The organism is Sphingomonas sp. 3P27F8, assembly GCF_005502745.1.
Lineage (GTDB): Bacteria > Pseudomonadota > Alphaproteobacteria > Sphingomonadales > Sphingomonadaceae > Sphingomonas.
This window is the reverse complement of the sequence record NZ_SCNL01000005.1, coordinates 35,559-54,583: the sequence shown is the minus strand read 5'-3', so window position 1 is coordinate 54,583 and position 19,025 is coordinate 35,559. Positions and strand designations below refer to the sequence as shown.

Below are 19,025 nucleotides of genomic sequence, written 5' to 3'. Positions count from 1 at the left end.
GACGGCAGGCCTATTTCGCCTGCGGGCGCGGTGATGACGCAAGCCGGCGAGACTGCATCCACGAGATGAGCTGGTCGAACCAGTGGTCGCTTGTGATGCCCTGGCGGCGCAGGTCGAACCCATGCCCGCCGCGCTCATACAGGTGCAGCTCCGCCGCTGCCCCCGCCTTCCGCCATGCCTGGTAGAGCAGCACCGGATCGTTAGGCTGATACTCGTCGTCGGCCGCTCCGGCGATGAATGCAGGGGGCGCTTCAGCAGGCACCGGCGTGCGCAGGCCACCATAGATCAGGCCGACGAAGTCCGGGCGCGAGGCTGCATCGCCGATCGCCAGATCAGCCGCGAGATAGGCCCCGGCCGAGAAGCCGATGATGCCGATGCGATGGGGGTCGATGCCCCATTCGGAAGCCCGTTGCCGGACGATCGTCATCGCCCGCACGCCGTCCTCGACCGCGTGCGGCTCACCGGCAAAGCGCGGCATTTCGACCGGCTCGCCGGTCCTCGCCCGCGACATGACGACGCCCATCTCCTTCATGTGGACGTCGGGCATCCGCATCGGCCCGTCGCCGCTGCGGATCGTGCGGTATTTCAGCACGAATGCGGTGATGCCGCGTGCCGCCAGCGCCCGCGCGACCTCAGTCCCGCCGAACGTGTAGCCCAGCGCCACGAAGCCGCCTCCCGGCGCGACGATCACGGCGGTGCCGTTCGCGCGACCGGGTGCGGGTTGATACAGCTCCAGCGTCGGCTCGCTTACGTCGTAGATCATCGTCTCGCCGTTCGGCAGCCGATCCCGCTTCTCGGGTACGCCGAGCGAGGACACGTTGCCTTTCGGGTACAGCGGGATGACCGCCCCGCGGGCCACCAGCGACTGTGCGCTGGCGGTCGTCGCCGAAGATACGGCCGTCATGGTCAGGCTTGCGAGGGCGATCGAGCACCATACGAGGCGCGCCACGCTCATATCCGCACCTTGAGCGTCACATAGGCCGAACGGGGCTGGTTGGGCGCGACGACCGGATAGCCGAGGTAGGAATAGGGATCGAAAGCTCGCCGGTTGCCGAGGTTGACCACGGACGCGCCCAGCGTGAACCGGCCGATGTCGTAGGACGCCTGAGCGTCGATCGCGGCATAGCCGGGCACTGCGATCGTATTGGGCAGCGTCAGCTCGCGCGAGGTGAAGGCGCTGATGCCTGCGCCGACCGCGAAGCCCTTGGCCGGGCCGCGCAGTACTCGGTAGCGCGCCGCGATACGCCCGCTGCTCTTGGGCACACGGTAGAGCCTATCGCCTGGAGCAACACCATCGTCGCGGGTTTCGGTGTAGGCGTAGTTGGCAAGGAGCGAGAAGGCGGGCGTCGGCTCCCACACCATGTCCACCTCGACGCCGCGCGCGCGTTGCCGCCCGCTCTGAACGTAGAAGCCGACATTGGCCGGATCGCCGGTGACGACGTTGTCGTGGGTCTGCCGGAACACGGCGACCGTGCCGGACAGGCCGGTGCCGGCCAGTGCCAGTTTCACGCCGCCCTCGATGTTGCTCGACGTCTCCGGCACGGGCGCCTTCGTACCGATGAAGCCGAACGGCGCGCGGAACGCCGTCGCATAACCCGCGAACAGCGCGACACCCTTCACCACGTCTAGCGTGGCGCCGATCCGGGGCGAGAGGTGTGTGTAGGTCTTGTCGTTGGCGACGCCAATGTTGCTGTTCTCGACAAATTTGAGCGACGTCAGGCGCAAGCCCCCGGTCAGGTGGAGCGGGCCGTAGGTGGCCTGGTCCTGGATGTAACCGGCGAAAGTCGTGAAGCGATCGTCCGTGTAGGAGTTGACCGGAAGCTGCGGGGTGTAGCTCAGATCATAGCTGGGATTCGACAGGTCGATCGTGCCCGACGGGCTGTCGCTGACGAACAGACCCATCGCGCTGTAGAAGCTGGTCCAGTCATAATTGGCCCCGAGGAGCAGCTTGTGCGTGCCGCCAAGTAGATCAGCGTCGTAAGTCAGGTTGGCATCGACGGTCGCCTCTTTCGTGCGGTTTCGCATCGTGATCGGGAAAACGTCGTAGAGCGGCGCGACCGTTCCGGTCGGTAACAGGCCCGGATAGACGAAGCTCCCCTGTTCATTGATCTTGCTCGAATAGTAGCGGCCGCTCACCGTCAGCTTCAGGCGATCCGAGAAGGCGTGGCGCAGCGTCGCCTGCCCCATGCGGATGTCGTTCGTCGTCAGCGGCTGATCGATCGGCGAGCCGGGGAAGGCGTCGCGCCGGATCGTGCCGGCCAGCGCCGCATCGGCGGGCAGACCGGAATATTCGAGATTGCTGCGCCGGCTGAACTGCCCCTGGAGCAGCAGATCGGTCGCCGGGTCGATCTGAAACGACAGGCTGGGCTGCACCGACCAGCGGTTGCCATGCACCTTGTCGATCCAGCTATCATTGCGCTGATATTCGCCCGTGACCCGTGCCGCGATCCCCTCGGCCAGCGGCACATTGATGTCGCCATAGGGGTTCCAGGTCGAGAAGCTGCCGGCGCGCAGCGCCAGATAGCCACCCGGCCTGTCGTTCGGCCGGACGCTTTCGAGGTTGATGACCCCGCCCAGCGGTGTGCCGATGCCGCCTCCATAGAGCGTCGCGGTCGGACCTTTCAGAACGTCGACCCGCTCGATGCCGACGAGGCTGTTGGGATCATAGGCCTGCTGGTTGCCGCCAAAGACCGACAGCCCGTCGAGGTACACCTCGGCCGGGAAGCCGCGGACGATCGGCGGGATGAACAGCACCTCGTCGGATCGCGTCGGCGTGACGCCCGAGACGTTGACCAAGGCGTCGCCCAGCGTGCGGCGATCCTGTTCCTGGATCAACGTGCGGGTCAGCACCTGTACCGACTGCGGCACCTGGATCAGCGGCGTGTCGGTGCGCGTCGCGGCGCTCGTCTCCGGAGCGGAATAGCCGTCACGTGCGCCCGTGACGATGACGTCGCCGGTCCAGCTCTGCGCCGTCGCGACATCTGAAGTTGTGGAAGAAGAGTTCTGCATCTGTGCGGCAGCCGGCATCGCCAGCAACAGGCAGGGCGCAGCGGCACCCGCCAGAAGGTGTATTCGGATCATCGGTATTACCCCTGACCGGCCCGACGCCGAAGGCATGGGCCGCAAATGATGGTCACGCTGAATGAAGCAGCGCTGGATGACGGATTAGAGGTAGGCCGGTGGTCCTCGTAACGGGGGGCGCAGATAGGGCGATTGCGACGGCGCGGGCAGGATGCGCGAGACCAGGCCCAGCGCCAGGATGAAGACGATCAGGGCGGCAAGCTGGATCGGATCGATCGCGTCCGTCATGGCGGCAGACAGGCCCGCGAAGGCGCAGGGGAGCTCGGCTTTGCCGTGATCGTTCGACTTGCCGTGATCGGGCATGTCGCCGTGCATTCCCGGCATGTCCATCATCATCGTCGTCGCGGGACCGAAGCCCGAACAGATGGTGATGGCGACATGCCCGGACGCATTGTCGATCATGTAGCCGGTGGGCACCAGCAGCTTCAGCAACAGCGCCGCCGCGCAGATCAGGACAGCGAGATGGCGTTGCGCGAGGAGATGCCGAACGGCGTGCACGAGGAGCGCTTATCCGCATCGGCCCGTTATGTCACCGGGGCATTCTGTCCCGCAACGCCGTCTTTCCGTCCTTCCTCCGCCCGGAGGCGAGGAGGCGCTCGTAGCAGAGCTTCGGCTCGGCGTTCACAGGCGTCATGCGCCCGTGGAACTCGGCGTCAGGTGAGCCGCTGCCGTACCTCGTCAACCTTGAGCATAGCCGCACGGGCGGCGTCACTGCGCCCAACGATCGCGGGGAGAGCCGCCGGCGCGCGATCCATTCCTGTCGCGGTCGATTGGAAGACCCGGACGCCGGCGCCTGCCGGTATCTCCCGTATCAGGATTGCAGCGCGCCACGCGCAGACGGCGCGACATCGAAGACGAGCAGCGTCGACGTCGCGGTCGCACACAGCCGGCCCTCGCCGTCGTGCAGTTCGGCCTCGGCGAAGGCGACGCGGCGGCCGACCGAGATGGTGCGCCCCGTCGCGCGGACCGTGCCGCTGTCCTCGCTGAGCGCGCGCAGATACGACACTTTCAGTTCCAGCGTCGTATGTCCGCGGTTCGCGCCGAGCGCGCTGTGTGTCGCGATCCCGCAGGCGCTGTCGAGCAGGGTCGCGGCATAGCCGCCGTGGACCGATCCCAGCGGGTTGTAGACGCTGCGATCGGGCTTGCCCTCGAACACCACGCGCCCGCGCTCGACCTCGGCAAGCTCGAAGCCGAGCGTATCGCCGATCGGCGCCTTGAGTCCGCCGGCCAGCATCGCCTGCAATTGCGCGAGCCCGTCCGGCCCTTCGTCATGATCAGTCATCGCACTCACCATGGCTCGTGGAAGGGGCGCACCTCGGCGAGGAACGACCAGGCGTCGCGCGGCTGGTGCGCCAGATGGTGGACCTCGTCCGCGATCGATGCGGGCGAGATAAAGAAGTCGTCAGGCCGGTCTGGCTGCATCTCGCGCTGCCACGGCACGTCGATCGCGGCGTCGATGATGAGGTAGGCGACGTGAACGCCCTTCGGCCCCAGGTCGCGCGCCAGCGATTCGGCCAGGATGCGCTGCGCCGCCTTGGTCGGCGCGAAGCCCGCGAACGCCGCCTTGCCACGCTGCGCCGAGGTGTTGCCGGTGACGATGATCGCGCCTTCGCCCGCCGCGACCATGGCCGGGGCGGTCAGCCGGGCGAGGTGGAACAGCGCCATCGTGTTGATCTCGAAATTGCGCTGAAGCGTCTCGGCCGCCACCTTCTCGAACGTGCCGAAGGCGCCGCCGACCGCGTTGTGGACCACGATCTTCGGATTGCCGACCTGATCGATGACACGTGCCAGCGCGGCGGGATCGCCGACGTCGCAGGCGATGCCGATCGAATCCGCGATCTCCGCCTCCAGCGCGGCGAGCCGGTCGGTGTCGCGGGCGAGCATCGCGACCCGATAGCCGCCCGCGCTGAAGCGACGCGCGATCGAGGCGCCGGTGCCGGGGCCGACCCCGGTGACGAGCGCGAGCGGCTTTGCGGTGTCGGTCATGCTGCTTCCTTTTGCCGAGCGAGCGCCTCGCGCACGAAATCGAGCCGATCGTTGCCGAAGAACATCGTGTCGCCGACGAAGATGCTGGGCGATCCGAACACCCCGCGCGCCACCGCCTCGTCGGTATTCGCGTCGAGCCGCGCCACCACGTCCGGCGCGTCGATGCTTGCCGCGATCGTGGCGGTGTCGATCCCGGCGGCGGCAATCGCGGCGACGACGTCGTCGGAACTGGCCAGCGTTTTGCCTTCGCTCCAGATTGCGCGATACAGCGCCAGCGTCACCGCGGCGCGATCCTGCGGCGCAGCGGCGAGGACGGCGCGCGAACAGGCATCGCCATCGTTCGCGCGCATGTCCGACGGGTCGAACGTCAGGCCGTAGCGCTGCGCCCAGCGCGCCAGATCCATTCTCGCGTAGCGGCCCTTGGCGGCGCAGGTGATCGTGGTCGGCACGTTGCCGACCCGCTCCATGACCGCCAGGATCTTCATCGGGTAGAAGTCGATCCCCACGCCCATTGCCGACAATTGGGTGAAGGCGAGGTAGCTGTAAGGGCTGCGAAAATCGTAGAAGAAGTCGACGTGCTTCGTCATGACGTGGCTCCATTCGCGGGGTCTAGAAGGCGACGGACGGTGTCGTCGGCACCAGGGCCAGGACGAAGCCGGGCGCGTCCCGGGGGCACCGCGACGCCGGTATCGGCATCGACCAGCGCCAGCCTGAGCGGTCGCCCGGTGTCGCGATCGACGGTTTCGACAGTCGGCTGGCCGTACCCGGTGGCATCCCAGCGATCGCCCCATTCACGCAAGGCGACGCTGACCTTCCACAGGTCGCGGCCCTTGGGTGTCAGGTGATAGTCGTCGCGCGGTGGCCGATCTTGATAGCGGGCGCGTTCGACGATCCCTCCGGCTTCGAGATGCCTAAGCCGCGCCGCCAGCGTCGCGGCGGGAATGCCTGTGCTGGCCCGAAGATCTTCGTAGCGGCTCAGGCCAAGCGACAGGTCGCGGATCACCAGCAGCCCCCAGCGATCCCCGATCAGTTCGAGCGCGCCCGCGATCGAGCAGCGCATCCCGGCAAAGGATTTGGACCTCATCAGCGTGCTCATTTGTTACTTCAATGATTGAAGTATAGTCGGTGAAGAGCGGACGCAAGTTCATTTTATTGTCGCCCGCGTGATTACAAGGCGCTGCACGACCGGTCGACGCATTGAGGTGTCGCTCGGCGTCCAATAAGGGCGGCTCTGCCGGCGTGCAAAAGGAACCCTCCTGGCCCACCGCCGACACCCGGCCTGGAGCTGGCCGTTCAGTTCCCCGAGGCCGGCAAAGCGCAGACGTGACTGGACGAAGCCGTCCGCGCGCAGCCTGTCCTGATCCAGGCGCCGTCGGTCAGCCGCTCGCAACCAGCGCTTCAGCAAGCAGGGAGCGTCGAACGTCCTGCTCTTCCTGATCGCGCAGTTCCTGGGCGGTCGGCAGCTCTACTTGGACGGCCACGTTCTTGTGATACGGCGTTCGGGCAATCGGATCACAATCGTCGGTGGTGGTCAGCATGTTGAGCCGCGGTCCGATCGTCACCGCGCCGCGGACGGTATCGTAGATCTGGCCGTAGCCGTGCGGTAGCGCGACCTGGCCGATCCGCAGGCGCTCGTCGGTTTCCACGCGCACGACTACCCGTCCCGTAATCGTCGATACCGCCATCCAGTCGCCGGGATTTCCACCGACACGTGCAAGGTCGTGGGGATGCATCTGAAGCGCGCCGTTCGGATCGTTCTTCCGCCAGCGCGGATCGCGGATCACCTGATTGGCGTTGTAGTGGCGACGCTGGCCGCCGATCAGCATGAATGGAAAGGCGGGATCGGGCGCCACCTGGGCGGGATCCAGCCGGTCCACCCATTCCAGCATTTCGGGGATGGCGAGGTGGATCTTGCCATCGGCATGGCGGATCAAGCCAAGCACTTCATCATATTCGTGCTCGGAAAAGACGAAGCCCGAAGGGCTTTCCATGATCTTGGTGAAAATTGCCTCGCCCAGCGCCGCACCTTCGCCGTCGATTCCGGCCCGCTTCACGGCGACCGCGTGCTCCGCAGCGCACTGGTGCGCCGCTGACCAGAACACAGCGCCAGCCTCAAGACCGGCCGGAAGCGTCTGGCCCAGCGTTTCATACAAGATTGCCGCGCCGATCTTTCGATAGGCGGGGTTCTCCCGCATCAGCCCGGCAAGCGCAGCGCCGAATGCCGGACGGTCGTTCGTCGCCACCGCGCGCAGGGCGTCGATCTTGTCCTGTGGCGGCATGACCCCCATCGCGCGCAGCAGGCGGACGTAGATTTCCGGCTCCGGCAGCGTTCCCGGCAGGGGCGCGAAGAGCGGTCTCCGCAGGTGAAAGGTGTTTTCCGGGTAATCGAACGAGAAGAGCGTCGTTTCGCATTTCTCGAACTGGTTGGCGGCAGGCAGCACGTAATCCGCCAGTCGTGCCGTTTCGGTCATCGCGACTTCGATCACCACAAGCATGTCCAGGCTGGACAGGGCTTTCTCGACAAACGCGGTGTTCGACGCGGTGTTCGCGGGATTGCTCGAATCCACCACCATCGTGCGGATGCGATGATCGTGATCGGCCTCGATCAGTGTCGGCAGATCGTTCAGCGGGGATATGCCGCCGATCCGCACCTGACCGGTGGCTTCGTCGATTTCGGCGGGCGGCGAATTGCGCCACATCGGTGCCAGCCAGGAGTGCAGCCCGTTGCACCCGCGCCGCGCGAAATTCCCCGTCACGAGAAACAGCAGCTTCTCGAAATAGGAATTGAGGGTGGAATTGCGCGCCTGCTGCATGCCAACGTCGACACGAACCGACATCGATTCCGCCGCAACAATCATGTCGGCCGCCGCTTCGGCCTGGGCGCGATCGATCTGGGCCGCTTCCAGCCACGCATCGACCGGCACGTCGAGCAGCATCGCCCGGACTTCGTCCCAGCCGGTTGCATGCTCCTGCAGGAAATGCTCATCGGCGCCGCCCCGGCGCACGATCATCGCCAATAGCGCGGCGAGCAGAAATGCGTCGGTGCCGGGGCGCAGCGCGAGATGCAGATCCGCGATATCGGCCACCTCGGTCCGGCGTGGATCGATCACGATCAACTTGCGGGAATCGTCGCGCTTGATGGCGGACATGGCATCCCTCGCGCGGGGGAAGCCGTGCGCCATCCACGGATTGCAGCCCAGCACCACGGTAAGCTCGGCATGGTGGACGTCTTCGGCGGTGTGGCAGGCCTGCGAACCGAAGAGCCGGCCGTTCACCCAGAAGTCACCGGTCTTTTCCTGCGACAGCGCGTTGAAATATGGCCCTTTGCCCATGACGGCACACAGCGCCTGCCCGAACGGTCCACCCAGCACGTTGCCCTGACCGCCGCCGCCGACATAGCCGAAGCCATGCCCGGGATGCGCCGCGCGATGGGCGTTCAGGCGCGCTGCGATCTCCTCGATCGCCACGTCCCATTCTATCTCGTCGAAGCCGCCGGCCTTGTTCTTGCGCAGCGGCTTGGTAAGCCTCAGGCCTCGGGTGTTGTTGTAGAAGGGCAGGCGCGCCGCCTTCTGGCAAATATAGCCCTTGGATTTCGGATTGTCCGCATCGCCACGCACTTTGACGATCTTTCCATCGGCCACCTCGGCTTCGATGCCGCAGTTTATGTAGCACAGGATGCACGCCGATTTCTTCAGCTCAGGCATTTCCCGCTCCTAAGATCATCATGCTGCCCGATAACCCGGGATCGTCGTTTGACTTGGTCAATCATCGCCGAAGCCACGATAAACAGTGGCAATCAACTCAACTGACTTCAATATCTGAAGTATCGTTCGATTTCGACTGAGTCAATGTCGTCGACGGAGGCGGGCCTGCCCTCGATCGCCACGCTTTTGGCGAAACCCATGCGCCGGTGAGGGCAGGGGCGGCCGGCATGATCCCGCGCGCCAACCGGCTGAAGCGTTCTGTTATTTGGCCTTCTCCAGCAGCGGCGTCATGCGTTTCGCTGCAAAAGGCGGCAGCTTTACAGCCTTGGCCGCGGCAAGATTGGCCGATGGCCCGTTGCCCACCTGCACCAGCGCCACCATGCCCATGGGGAAGTGCGGCTGGCATTTGATTCCATAGATCCCCGGCGTCGTTACCTTCAGCACGAACTCCTTGTTGATCTCGCCTTTCGTGGGGGCGACCCCGGCGGGGAGCATCGTGGGAATGGTTTCCGCGTTGTGGCTCGGGTCGGAGGGCAGGAATCGTACCGTGTCGCCCGGCGCGGCAATGACGAAGGCTGGCTCGAACACCATGGCGCCGGCGGCGCCGGTATTCTTCATGTGGACGATAACGTCTTTTGCGGCTGCGGGCGTCGCGACAATCGCGGCGAGCGCCAGGCCGGTGGCGGTGAGCACGGTACGCTGCATTACAATCTCCAGGGTGACGGATATTCCGTTCACCTGCTGCGACCATCTCCCCGACGCGGCGGTTTGCAATTGGCCTTTGGTACAATGGCGCCCCTCGGCAGTCCGCCGCAGGGTGCGTCCTGTATCGACGCCGGTAGGGTGATCCCTGAACCGTGTCGCCATGAGGAGAGAGAGATGCTGCGCCGCGCACTGGAAGCGTTGAAGAGCGATGTCGTGATCAGGCCGCGATATGACAATTACATCGGCGGAGCATGGGTAGCCCCGGTTCGCGGGCAGTATTTCGATAATCCCTCGCCCGTTACTGGACAGAACATCTGCGAGGTAGCGCGCGGCACCGCCGAAGATATCGAACTGGCGCTTGATGCCGCGCACGCCGCGAAGGACGCCTGGGGCCGCACATCTGCCGCCGAGCGTGCCCTTGTCCTGAACCGGATAGCGGATCGCATGGAAGAGCGGCTGAGCCTGCTCGCGATGGTCGAGACGATCGACAACGGTAAGCCGATCCGGGAAACCACCAACGCCGATCTGCCGCTCGCGATCGATCATTTCCGCTATTTTGCCGGTTGCATCCGGGCGCAGGAAGGCAGCCTTTCCGAGCTCGACCACGATACTGTGGCTTATCATTTTCATGAGCCGCTGGGTGTCGTCGGGCAGATCATCCCCTGGAACTTTCCGATCCTGATGGCAGTGTGGAAGCTGGCGCCGGCGCTGGCGGCGGGCAATTGCGTCGTGCTGAAGCCCGCCGAGCAGACGCCAATGTCGATCATGGTGCTTGTCGACATCATCGGCGATCTGCTGCCGCCTGGCGTGCTCAACGTCGTCAACGGCTTCGGTGTGGAGGCGGGCAAGCCGCTCGCGCAGAACAAGCGCATCGCCAAGATCGCCTTCACCGGCGAAACGACCACCGGCCGCCTCATCATGCAATATGCGACCGAAAATCTCATCCCCGTGACGCTCGAACTTGGGGGCAAGTCCCCGAATATCTTCTTTGCCGATATCATGGACGCGGATGACGATTTCTTCGACAAGGCGCTCGAAGGTTTTGCGATGTTCGCGCTTAATCAGGGCGAGGTTTGCACCTGCCCCAGCCGCGCGCTGATCCAGGAATCGATCTACGACCGGTTCATGGAACGCGCGATCAAGCGGGTCGAGGCGATCAAGCTGGGATCGCCGCTCGATCCGGCCACGATGGTGGGCGCGCAGGCGTCGAACGATCAGCTCGAGAAGATCCTTTCGTACATCGATATCGGCCGCGCGGAGGGCGCAAAGGTGCTGACCGGCGGCCAGCGGAAACGGCACGAGGGCGAATTCGCCGAGGGCTATTACGTCGAGCCCACCGTTCTCGAAGGCCACAACAAGATGCGGGTGTTCCAGGAGGAGATTTTCGGACCCGTTCTCGCCGTCACGACCTTCCGTGACGAGGCGCATGCGCTGGAGATCGCGAACGACACGCTCTACGGCCTCGGCGCCGGCGTATGGACGCGCGACGGAACGCGCGCCTATCGCACCGGGCGGGGTATCCAGGCCGGCCGCGTGTGGACCAACTGCTATCATCATTATCCCGCGCATGCTGCATTCGGCGGCTACAAGCAGTCCGGCATCGGGCGCGAAAACCACCGGATGATGCTCGATCATTATCAGCAGACCAAGAATTTGCTGGTCAGCTACAGCCCGAAGGCGCTCGGCTTCTTCTGATCTTTCGAACCTGCGGGATCGGGCAGTTCCTCAATCCTCTCCGAACTGTCTGCCTGCGGCGGGCCCCTCTTTGGGCCCGCCGCCTTTTCCATCGGAGATCGAGCCATGACGCCAGCACGAATCCTTTCGACGCCAGCAGCGGATGCGCTGATCGCACGGCTGGCCGCGACGCATGGCCCGCTGATGTTTCATCAGTCTGGCGGCTGTTGCGATGGGTCCGCCCCGATGTGCTACCCGGCTGGTGAGTTCAGGGTAGGGGGGCAGGATGTGCTGCTCGGGCACATCGCCGACAGCGTACCCGTCTGGATCGGAGCGGCGCAATTCGAGTACTGGCGCCATACGCAGGTGACGATCGACGTGGTTCCGGGCCGGGGCGCAGGCTTCTCGCTGGAAGGGCCGGAGGGCGTTCGTTTCATCGTGCGGAGCCGCGTGTTCAGCGATGCCGAGGTGGACGCTTTGCTTGCGGCAGGCGAGCCGGCGCGTGGTGCGTGACCTCGCAACAGCGGCGTGACATTATGAGGTCATGACCCACGATCATGTGCGCGATGCAGCGATCCGCATCGCATCCACCCGCATCGATGATCCGCGCCGCGCCGCAGAGGATCTCTTCGCCTCGCTCGATCCGGGCACGCTGGCCGGCGCGTTGCTCTTCTGCTCCAGCCGCTACCCGCTCGATACGCTGGCTGAAGCGATCGCGACGATTGCCGGAGACGTCATCGTGATCGGCTGCACTTCCTCGGGCGAGATCACGCCGCACGGCATGGAGGAGGGGACGATCACCGCGATCGGATTTCCCGCCAGCCACTTCGCGCTGAACGCGACAAGATTTGAGCAACTCGACGATTTCGACACGGCGGAGGCCCGGCGCGCGGTCCGCGCGCTTGTCGCAAATGCGGCGGAGAGCTCGCGCGGGCTTGGCGATCACCAGCACCGCGCGGCGATCTTCCTCGTCGATGGCCTTTCCCATCGCGAGGAAATGCTGACGGTCACGGTTCAGGATGCGCTCGGCGATATTCCGCTGATCGGCGGCTCCTCAGGGGATGGTCTGGCTTTCCGGGAGACATTCGTCTTCCACGAGGGGCAGTTTCGGCGCGATGCCGCGCTTGTCGCCATTCTTTCCAGCACCCGGCCGATGCGGCTGTTCCGATCGCAGCATTATCAGCCCGGCGCGATCAAGATGGTGATCACCAGCGCGGATCCCGTGGCGCGCATCGTGCACGAGATCAATGCTGAGCCCGCCGCGAGCGAGTATGCGCGGTTGACCGGCGTCACGGTCGATCAGCTTGGCCCCGGCGTGTTCGCCGCGCGGCCGCCGATGGTACGCGCGGGCGGCGAATATTATGTCCGCTCGATCCAGTCCGCGAATAACGACGGGAGCCTCACCTTCTATTGCGCGATCGACGAGGGGGTGGTGCTGACGCTCGGCGAAGGGCGTGACATCGTCGGCGGGCTCGATCGCGTTTTCAACGAGCTCGACGAGGCGGTCGGCGGCGTGGATCGCATCGTCGCGTTCGATTGCGTGTTGAACAGGCTGGAAATGGAGCAGCATCAGCTTACGCGCACGGTTTCCGCCAGATACGTCGAGCGCCGCGTCGTCGGCTTCAATACCTATGGCGAGCAATTCCGAGCGCTTCACGTCAACCAGACGTTCAGCGGGCTGGCGATCGGCCGGTGATGGCGGCGCGCGCGATCAATGAGGGCGCGGCGGATGTCGCGCAGCTCGAGGCGGAAATCGTAAAGCTGAGGCGCATCAACGCGGTGCTGATGGATCGGGTGGAGCGCTCGACCGATCTGCAGGGCAACGCCTTCTCACTTTTCGAGACCGCAATCAGCCTCGAAACAAAGGTGCGGGAGCGGACCAGCGAGCTCGAACGGGCGCTGGATGAACTGGCGCGGACCAACGCCGCGCTGGCGACCGCGAAGGATGCGGCCGATGGCGCGCAGCTGCGGCTGCGCGATGCGATCGAAAGTGTCCGGGAAGGATTCGCGATCTTCGACGCCAGCGATCGTCTGGTGCTCTGCAATCAGGCCTATCTCGGGATCTGGCCGAAGATCGCGCCGCACATCGTGCCGGGCATCACCTTTGCGGAAATCGCCGCGCTGGTCGGCAAGGACGGCGGCACGCTGGGGGCCATCGTCGCGCCCGAACGCTGGGTTTCGGAACGCATGGCACAGCGGATGGCAACGGGAGGAGGGCATGTCCACGCCCTTGCCGACGGCCGCTGGGTCCAGATCAACGAGCGGCGGACGAGCGATGGCGGAATCGTCGGCATCTATACCGATATCACCGAGGTAAAGGCCGAGGATGCGCGGGAGCGTGCCCGCGAACTGGCGGAAAAGAGCGCGATCCTCCAGGCCACGCTGGACACGATTGTGCAGGGCGTCTGCGTATATGATGCCGCTCGCCGCCTGATCGCCTGGAACGATCCTCTGCTGGCGGTGGTCGGCCTGCCGCAGGATGGCATCCGGCTTATCATGACACACGCAGGGCTGGTCGCGGCCTGCACCGCGCTGAACGGGCCGATGGAGCGGGATGAACCGCTCGGATGGCTGGAACCTGGCGCGCCGGAAATGGTGCGGCGGCGCCACTATGCCGATGGCAAGGTGGTGGAGGTACGGCGATCGCCGATGGCCGGCGGCGGCATGGTGATGAGCTTCGACGACATCACGGCGCAGATCCGTGCCGCGCGCGTGCTGGAAGAAGCCAACGAAACGCTCGAGCGCCGTGTCCGCGAACGCACGGCTGACATTCACGAAGCGAACCGTGCGCTCAGCCAGGAAAATGCCGAGCGGCTCGCGGCCGAGGCCGCGCTGCGAGATGCGAAGACGGCCGCTGAGCAGGCCAACCTATCCAAGACGCGCTTCCTGGCCGCGGCAAGCCATGATCTGCTTCAGCCGCTGAACGCTGCGCGGTTGTTCGTGGCTGCCCTCGCCGATCGTCGCCTCGCGGCGCCAACCCGTGCGCTGGTGCGACAGGCCGGTTCCGCGCTCGATTCCGTCGAGGAACTGCTGGAGGCTCTGCTCGAGATATCCCGGCTCGATGCGGGCGCCATCAACGCGGAGCCGGTCGATTTCGCGCTGGATGGTCTGCTGCGCAGCATGAAGGCAGAGTTCGCGCCGATGGCACGGCAGCGCGGATTGACGCTGCGGATCGAACATAGTGGAATGTGGGTGCGATCCGATCCGCGCCTGTTGCGGCGTATCCTGCAAAATCTGATATCGAACGCTTTGCGCTACACCGATGACGGCTCGGTCGAGGTGTCGACGGCGGCGATGGGTGACATGCTGGAAATCGCGGTGGTCGACACCGGACGCGGGATCGCGGCGGAACATCACGCCAAGATATTTGAGGAATTTCATCGCGTCGGGGATGAAGGGGGCGCACGCGGCATGGGGCTCGGGCTCGCCATCGTGCAGCGCGCTACTCGAATGCTGGGCCATCGCATGACCCTCGAATCGGCGCGAGGGAAGGGTGCGCGCTTCGCCGTTCATGTGGCGATCGGTGCCCGGCGGACCGAGAGCGGGCCGATTGTCGACCCACGCCGGCGCGGTCAGCTCGAGGGCATGAGCGTGCTCGTCATCGACAATGACACTGCCATTCTGGAGGGGATGGGCGCGTTGCTGCGCGGCTGGGGGTGCTCGGTTGCCGGCGCCATCGGCACCGAGCCGGCGATCGCGGCGGCGGCGCTATGTCGGCCTGATGTGATCATCGCGGATTATCACCTGGACAACGGCGCTACCGGCGACGCCGCGGTGGAAGCGGTTCGGCGGCTCTATCCCGTCACGATCCCTGCTATCATCGTGACGGCGGATCGAACACCCGAACTGCATGTCCAGCTGAACGGTATCGGCTTGCACGTCCTGCGCAAACCACTGAAACTGGCCCAGTTGCGGGCGCTGCTTACCGCGCTGACCAGCTGAGCGGGATCGCTGATTTGCGGCTCATCCATGCCGTGATGCGCTAGGGTTCGCCGCCATGGTGGAATTTGCTGGCCAGCATGGCCGCCTGCGTCCGGCTTACCACATGCAGCTTGCTCAGAATCGCGGATACGTGCGCCTTCACGGTCGTGATCGACACGCCGAGGTCATAGGCTATCTGCTTGTTCAGTTTGCCTGCCACGATCAGCTGGAGCACGACATGTTGCTGCGGGGTGAGCGTCGCAATCCTGCGAGCGATCTGCCCCGTCTCTTCATCGGGATGCGACCCGTCATCGGCGCCTTCAGGTGCGTAAATGCCGCCGGCGAGCACGTCGGTTAGCGCCCTTACGATCTCCTCGCGCGGGGACGACTTCGAAACGAAGCCCGCCGCGCCTGCCGATAGCGCCTTTCGCGCCAGCCCGGTTTCCTGGGATGCGGACACGATCACCACCGGAACCCACGGAAAGCGCCGGCGAAGCTCGATCAGGCCGGACAGGCCGCGCGATCCGGGGATATCGAGATCGAGCAGAACGAGTTCGATCTCGATATCTTGCTGGATCGCATTCATCGCCTCGTTGAGCGATGACGCCTCGACCGGAACATAGCCTCTCAGGCCCGAGCTGACCATGAAGCACAGCCCGTCCCTGACCATGGGGTGATCGTCAACGATCAATATGCGTTCCACGTCATCCTGCTTGTTCCAGACGGTCTATCGGTCAGTGCGCTTCAAGCGGCCGTGCCCGCGAGCAGCCCATCATGAATATGCGGCCAACACCGAAAATAATCTCCCCTGCTGCGTTTTGCGACCCTTTCGATGCGGTCGTTCGGCGCGCAGACATGGGGCCGCGCCGACTGCCCGGTAGTGCGGCCTTCCCGTAAGACGGTGCGCCCCCTTCGATCCAGCGCGTTAACTTGACTTGAACGGAATGGTTGCGCATCGAAAGCCATCTAATACCAACCTTTCTGGGCAGCGCAGATGGAAGTTAACTATATAAAATATCTCGAGGGGGAAGTTCGTGCTGCACGTGGCAAAAAGAAGAGCGATCGTACGCGGCTGCGGCTTAAGGTGGGACTGGCGAAGAGCTTAGAGGAGTTCGGATATCATGCCCTGCGTCTTTCTGATGCAACCGAGGCAGCCGGCGTAGCTGAATCCACGATCTACTTCTATTTCAAGGATCGTACCCAAGCCATTCGGGAAATCATGCTCGAATTTCTCGAGGATTTCATGCAGACGCATATCGATCTGCGCGTCCGGCAGTTTCCCCGTGCGCGCGGCGAAACTCCGTTCGAGCGGCTGCGCCAATCAATATTGATCTGGACCGAACTTGTCCGCGCAAATCCGGGCATGATGCGCTGCGTCGTACAGATGGGCGATGATGACCTCAATTTCCGGCCCGACGTACAGCGCTTCAACATGCGGCTTGTCGTGCGGGTGAGCGAGCGCGTGCTGCGTTATCGTGCGCGCGAGGACAAGGATATCGCGGTACTTTACACCTTTTCCGTCAGTGCGATGCTGGATGACCTCATTCGGCGATATTACATACATCCTGACGCCGAGCTTCGGTCGATCGTCGATCGCGTCGGCCCGGCGGAAGAGGTAATCGCAGACGTCGTCGCGACAATCTGGATGAAGGTTCTTTATCCCGAGGCGCTGTTACCGCAAGGCACCGATGAAGTTATCGGCGCGATCCTGAACTGGACCACTCCCTCTGCCATCACCGGCTGAGGCCGTACTTTAACTGACCAGATGCGGCCGCCGACACTGGAAAACTGCGGGCGCCCAGTTTCGCGGCGCCCGCATTCCGGCCTTCAGGAGAGATCAGCTATCGGTCTTGACGCCCATCGCCGCGAGATATTCCGGATTGATATTGTTCGTTCCCTTTTCCGCGACGTGTTGCGCGATGCGCACACCGACCGACGCCTGAACCTGCTGCACAAGCTCTTCGCGTCGATCAGCAGCCCAGTTCCATGACGCAGACCGATTGGTCTGCGACTTCTTGAAATGGGGGCGGACGTGACGTGCGATCAGCTCGTAGCTGCGCTTCTTCTGCTCCCAATCCGCCCAGTTGGTATCGAAGTTCAGAAACGTGCCGAAGCCGCCCGACTGATTTTCGAGACGCTCGATCTGCGCGATGGCATCGTCCGGGGTGCCGATCACCGCGAACCCGGATTCGATCAGCGCCTCAACCGGATCAGCCCCCGGCGGAATGAGCGAGAGTGCGGCTACGTCGCTGAAATAGCGCGCCCACTCCTGGATGCCGAATTCAACGTCTTTGCGCGCCTGCTCGCGCGTTTCGGCGATATGCATCGGGCCGGCGAGCCGCCATTTGGAGCGATCCATGGTATGACCGTGCTCGGCAGCCGACTGTTCCGCGATCGCCCAGTTGGACGCAAGGGTGTTGAAGCCGCCGACCTGTGTAGCGGCGACCGACAGGATCGAGCCACCGATCTTGCCTGCCGCAACCGATCCGCCGGGGGATGCGACGCTTGACACGACCATTTCGATCGACGGGCGCGAATACGGGCGTAGCTGCAGATGGGCATTATTGAGCTCGAACCAGTCGGTCTTCTTCGTCACCCATTCTCCGCGGAGCAACGCCGCGACCACTTCGACCGCCTCATCCATCCGCTTGCGGCTTTCGGTAACCGGAATGCTGAGCATCTGCGCGTCGGTAGGCAGCGAGCCTGGGCCCATGCCCAGTACGACACGGCCCTTGGTGACGTGATCGAGGAAGTTGATCCGTTCCGCCGTCATCAGCGGATTGTGGTAAGGCAGCGAGATCACGCCGGTAGCGAGCGTGATGCTCTTGGTGCGCTCCGCCGCGATCGCGATGAACAGTTCGGGGCTGCCAACCAGCTCCATCCCGCCGGAATGATGTTCACCGATCCACGCCTCGTCAAAACCGAGCTTTTCGAGATAGACCACAAGTTCGAGGTCGCGTTCGATCGCCTGACCTGCGTCCTCGTTTAGCGAATGATACGGGGCAATGAACGAACCGAATTTGAGATTGTCAGACATAATTCTCTCCTGTGCGGTAGATATCAGCGGGTACTGCCATTCGTCGCGTGTGTGCGCTTCGCCCTGTCGCCGACGCTGTCGGTACTTCATCGCGAGGCGGTGATCGAGACAGGGCTTCGATCCCAACTGGCGGTTTCGAGTGCAGCATCAAAAAGCACTTTCGGCTAAATCGGGGCGCTGTCAAGCGACGGGACCCTCGCTGATGGTCAATCGGCGCACCATGACGGCGTGGTGTCTCATTATGGCCCCACAAGAGGGATTTTGGGCACACATCACGACCCCGCTTATGGTGCCGGATGTGTCACGAGCGGGTGATGAAGCCGATCAGCTGGTTTGCCTGCGCCGTGATCGCGGCAGCGAGTTCGCGGTCGGCGATCGAGCCGTCGCTGGCGAACGGCTTTTGCACGATCGAGTTTATCGCGATGCCCAGCGGTGTCGGCCAACCCCGCATGGCGTGGACGATGCCGCGCAGCGCCGTCAGCGTCACTCCGGTGGCCTGCCATCCCGCCGCACTCACCACCAGACCCACCGGGCGACCTTCAAAATAGGGACGGGAATCGGTCCGCAGATCTTCCAGCAGATCGATCGCGTTCTTGACCAGGCCAGACACGCCGCCGTGATAGCCCGGCGATCCGATCACGATGGCATCGGCGCTGCGTACTGCCTCGGTGAGGCGTTGCTCTGCCGCATTGCGCTCGGGCGCCTCGGGGTTGAAATGAGGCAGTTCGCGCAGTTGTGCGCCGCCGAACATCTCGGTGTCCGCCCCGGCGGCGGCGCACGCCGCCAGCACCGCCGCCACGATCCGCTCGGTTGACGATCCGTCACGCAACGTGCCGCCGACACCCACGATCTTCATGCAATTCTCCTTAAGACACTGGAAAGCGTGGGCAGATGGTCGAGGCCCGCGGCAGCCCTTG

Annotated in this window: 17 protein-coding genes; 5 read left to right on the top strand and 12 right to left on the bottom strand. The window is 64.3% G+C overall.

Annotation, left to right across the window (positions count from 1 at the left end):
• Window positions 1-10: 10 nt before the first annotated feature.
• The 9 genes from FFS35_RS07585 to FFS35_RS07545 all read right to left on the bottom strand — a co-directional run bounded on the left by FFS35_RS07585 (window position 11) and on the right by FFS35_RS07545 (window position 9,476).
• The gene (locus FFS35_RS07585) at window positions 11-955 is read right to left on the bottom strand and encodes an alpha/beta hydrolase (RefSeq protein ID WP_212742182.1); all 945 of its coding nucleotides are present in this window, start codon (window positions 953-955) and stop codon (window positions 11-13) included.
• Window positions 952-3,081, bottom strand: a complete 2,130-nt coding sequence (locus FFS35_RS07580) for a TonB-dependent siderophore receptor (protein ID WP_137786540.1) — start codon at window positions 3,079-3,081, stop codon at window positions 952-954. The genes FFS35_RS07585 and FFS35_RS07580 overlap by 4 nt, the downstream gene beginning before the upstream one ends.
• Before the next feature lie 84 nt (window positions 3,082-3,165).
• Window positions 3,166-3,579, bottom strand: a complete 414-nt coding sequence (locus FFS35_RS07575; RefSeq protein WP_137786539.1) for a DUF2946 family protein — start codon at window positions 3,577-3,579, stop codon at window positions 3,166-3,168.
• A gap of 313 nt (window positions 3,580-3,892) precedes the next feature.
• The gene (locus tag FFS35_RS07570) at window positions 3,893-4,363 is read right to left on the bottom strand and encodes a PaaI family thioesterase (RefSeq protein WP_137786538.1); all 471 of its coding nucleotides are present in this window, start codon (window positions 4,361-4,363) and stop codon (window positions 3,893-3,895) included.
• A 5-nt stretch (window positions 4,364-4,368) separates the two neighbouring features.
• Complete coding sequence (locus FFS35_RS07565) at window positions 4,369-5,067, bottom strand: SDR family NAD(P)-dependent oxidoreductase (RefSeq protein WP_137786537.1); 699 nt, start codon at window positions 5,065-5,067, stop codon at window positions 4,369-4,371.
• The gene (locus tag FFS35_RS07560; RefSeq protein WP_137786536.1) at window positions 5,064-5,654 is read right to left on the bottom strand and encodes a 2-hydroxychromene-2-carboxylate isomerase; all 591 of its coding nucleotides are present in this window, start codon (window positions 5,652-5,654) and stop codon (window positions 5,064-5,066) included. The genes FFS35_RS07565 and FFS35_RS07560 overlap by 4 nt, the downstream gene beginning before the upstream one ends.
• A complete protein-coding gene (locus FFS35_RS07555; RefSeq protein ID WP_137786535.1) occupies window positions 5,651-6,151 on the bottom strand; it encodes a helix-turn-helix domain-containing protein in 501 nt (166 codons plus the stop codon). The genes FFS35_RS07560 and FFS35_RS07555 overlap by 4 nt, the downstream gene beginning before the upstream one ends.
• Window positions 6,152-6,443: 292 nt before the next feature.
• On the bottom strand, window positions 6,444-8,771 hold the full coding sequence (locus FFS35_RS07550) for a molybdopterin-dependent oxidoreductase (protein ID WP_137786534.1): 2,328 nt from the start codon (window positions 8,769-8,771) through the stop codon (window positions 6,444-6,446).
• A gap of 261 nt (window positions 8,772-9,032) precedes the next feature.
• Window positions 9,033-9,476, bottom strand: a complete 444-nt coding sequence (locus FFS35_RS07545) for a pseudoazurin (RefSeq protein ID WP_137786648.1) — start codon at window positions 9,474-9,476, stop codon at window positions 9,033-9,035.
• Window positions 9,477-9,650: 174 nt separating this feature from the next.
• Between FFS35_RS07545 and adh the strand changes: the two genes are divergently transcribed.
• The 4 genes from adh to FFS35_RS07525 all read left to right on the top strand — a co-directional run bounded on the left by adh (window position 9,651) and on the right by FFS35_RS07525 (window position 15,092).
• Window positions 9,651-11,171: an aldehyde dehydrogenase gene (gene adh / locus FFS35_RS07540; RefSeq protein ID WP_137786533.1), complete on the top strand. Its 1,521-nt coding sequence runs from the start codon at window positions 9,651-9,653 to the stop codon at window positions 11,169-11,171.
• A gap of 105 nt (window positions 11,172-11,276) precedes the next feature.
• The gene (locus FFS35_RS07535; protein ID WP_137786532.1) at window positions 11,277-11,663 is read left to right on the top strand and encodes a DUF779 domain-containing protein; all 387 of its coding nucleotides are present in this window, start codon (window positions 11,277-11,279) and stop codon (window positions 11,661-11,663) included.
• Window positions 11,664-11,694: 31 nt separating this feature from the next.
• Window positions 11,695-12,846, top strand: a complete 1,152-nt coding sequence (locus FFS35_RS07530) for an FIST N-terminal domain-containing protein (RefSeq protein WP_137786531.1) — start codon at window positions 11,695-11,697, stop codon at window positions 12,844-12,846.
• On the top strand, window positions 12,846-15,092 hold the full coding sequence (locus tag FFS35_RS07525) for a NahK/ErcS family hybrid sensor histidine kinase/response regulator (RefSeq protein ID WP_137786647.1): 2,247 nt from the start codon (window positions 12,846-12,848) through the stop codon (window positions 15,090-15,092). Before FFS35_RS07530 ends, FFS35_RS07525 begins: the two co-directional genes overlap by 1 nt.
• A 40-nt stretch (window positions 15,093-15,132) precedes the next feature.
• Here the strand turns inward: FFS35_RS07525 and FFS35_RS07520 are convergent, their stop codons facing one another.
• A complete protein-coding gene (locus FFS35_RS07520; RefSeq protein ID WP_137786530.1) occupies window positions 15,133-15,774 on the bottom strand; it encodes a response regulator transcription factor in 642 nt (213 codons plus the stop codon).
• 516 nt (window positions 15,775-16,290) lie between these two features.
• Here FFS35_RS07520 and FFS35_RS07515 point away from each other — a divergent pair.
• Window positions 16,291-16,815, top strand: coding sequence for a hypothetical protein (locus tag FFS35_RS07515; RefSeq protein WP_249341518.1), 525 nt, complete (start codon window positions 16,291-16,293; stop codon window positions 16,813-16,815).
• A gap of 93 nt (window positions 16,816-16,908) precedes the next feature.
• Here FFS35_RS07515 and FFS35_RS07510 read toward each other — a convergent pair whose 3' ends face one another.
• Both FFS35_RS07510 and FFS35_RS07505 read right to left on the bottom strand, forming a co-directional pair.
• A complete protein-coding gene (locus FFS35_RS07510; RefSeq protein WP_137786528.1) occupies window positions 16,909-18,108 on the bottom strand; it encodes an LLM class flavin-dependent oxidoreductase in 1,200 nt (399 codons plus the stop codon).
• A 301-nt stretch (window positions 18,109-18,409) separates the two neighbouring features.
• Window positions 18,410-18,964 (bottom strand): NADPH-dependent FMN reductase, encoded by a 555-nt coding sequence (locus FFS35_RS07505; RefSeq protein ID WP_137786527.1) that lies wholly within the window; start codon window positions 18,962-18,964, stop codon window positions 18,410-18,412.
• Between the last annotated feature and the right edge of the window lie 61 nt (window positions 18,965-19,025).

What these genes read in the sequence shown, in the direction of transcription:
- FFS35_RS07580 (WP_137786540.1), bottom strand. Translation starts at nt 3,081, where the DNA reads ATGATCCGAATACACCTTCTGGCGGGTGCCGCTGCGCCCTGCCTGTTG.
- adh (WP_137786533.1), top strand. Translation starts at nt 9,651, where the DNA reads ATGCTGCGCCGCGCACTGGAAGCGTTGAAGAGCGATGTCGTGATCAGG.
- FFS35_RS07570 (WP_137786538.1), bottom strand. Translation starts at nt 4,363, where the DNA reads ATGACTGATCATGACGAAGGGCCGGACGGGCTCGCGCAATTGCAGGCG.
- FFS35_RS07505 (WP_137786527.1), bottom strand. Translation starts at nt 18,964, where the DNA reads ATGAAGATCGTGGGTGTCGGCGGCACGTTGCGTGACGGATCGTCAACC.
- FFS35_RS07555 (WP_137786535.1), bottom strand. Translation starts at nt 6,151, where the DNA reads ATGAGGTCCAAATCCTTTGCCGGGATGCGCTGCTCGATCGCGGGCGCG.
- FFS35_RS07535 (WP_137786532.1), top strand. Translation starts at nt 11,277, where the DNA reads ATGACGCCAGCACGAATCCTTTCGACGCCAGCAGCGGATGCGCTGATC.
- FFS35_RS07545 (WP_137786648.1), bottom strand. Translation starts at nt 9,476, where the DNA reads ATGCAGCGTACCGTGCTCACCGCCACCGGCCTGGCGCTCGCCGCGATT.
- FFS35_RS07550 (WP_137786534.1), bottom strand. Translation starts at nt 8,771, where the DNA reads ATGCCTGAGCTGAAGAAATCGGCGTGCATCCTGTGCTACATAAACTGC.
- FFS35_RS07585 (WP_212742182.1), bottom strand. Translation starts at nt 955, where the DNA reads ATGAGCGTGGCGCGCCTCGTATGGTGCTCGATCGCCCTCGCAAGCCTG.
- FFS35_RS07515 (WP_249341518.1), top strand. Translation starts at nt 16,291, where the DNA reads ATGCTCGAATTTCTCGAGGATTTCATGCAGACGCATATCGATCTGCGC.
- FFS35_RS07560 (WP_137786536.1), bottom strand. Translation starts at nt 5,654, where the DNA reads ATGACGAAGCACGTCGACTTCTTCTACGATTTTCGCAGCCCTTACAGC.
- FFS35_RS07530 (WP_137786531.1), top strand. Translation starts at nt 11,695, where the DNA reads ATGACCCACGATCATGTGCGCGATGCAGCGATCCGCATCGCATCCACC.
- FFS35_RS07525 (WP_137786647.1), top strand. Translation starts at nt 12,846, where the DNA reads ATGGCGGCGCGCGCGATCAATGAGGGCGCGGCGGATGTCGCGCAGCTC.
- FFS35_RS07510 (WP_137786528.1), bottom strand. Translation starts at nt 18,108, where the DNA reads ATGTCTGACAATCTCAAATTCGGTTCGTTCATTGCCCCGTATCATTCG.
- FFS35_RS07565 (WP_137786537.1), bottom strand. Translation starts at nt 5,067, where the DNA reads ATGACCGACACCGCAAAGCCGCTCGCGCTCGTCACCGGGGTCGGCCCC.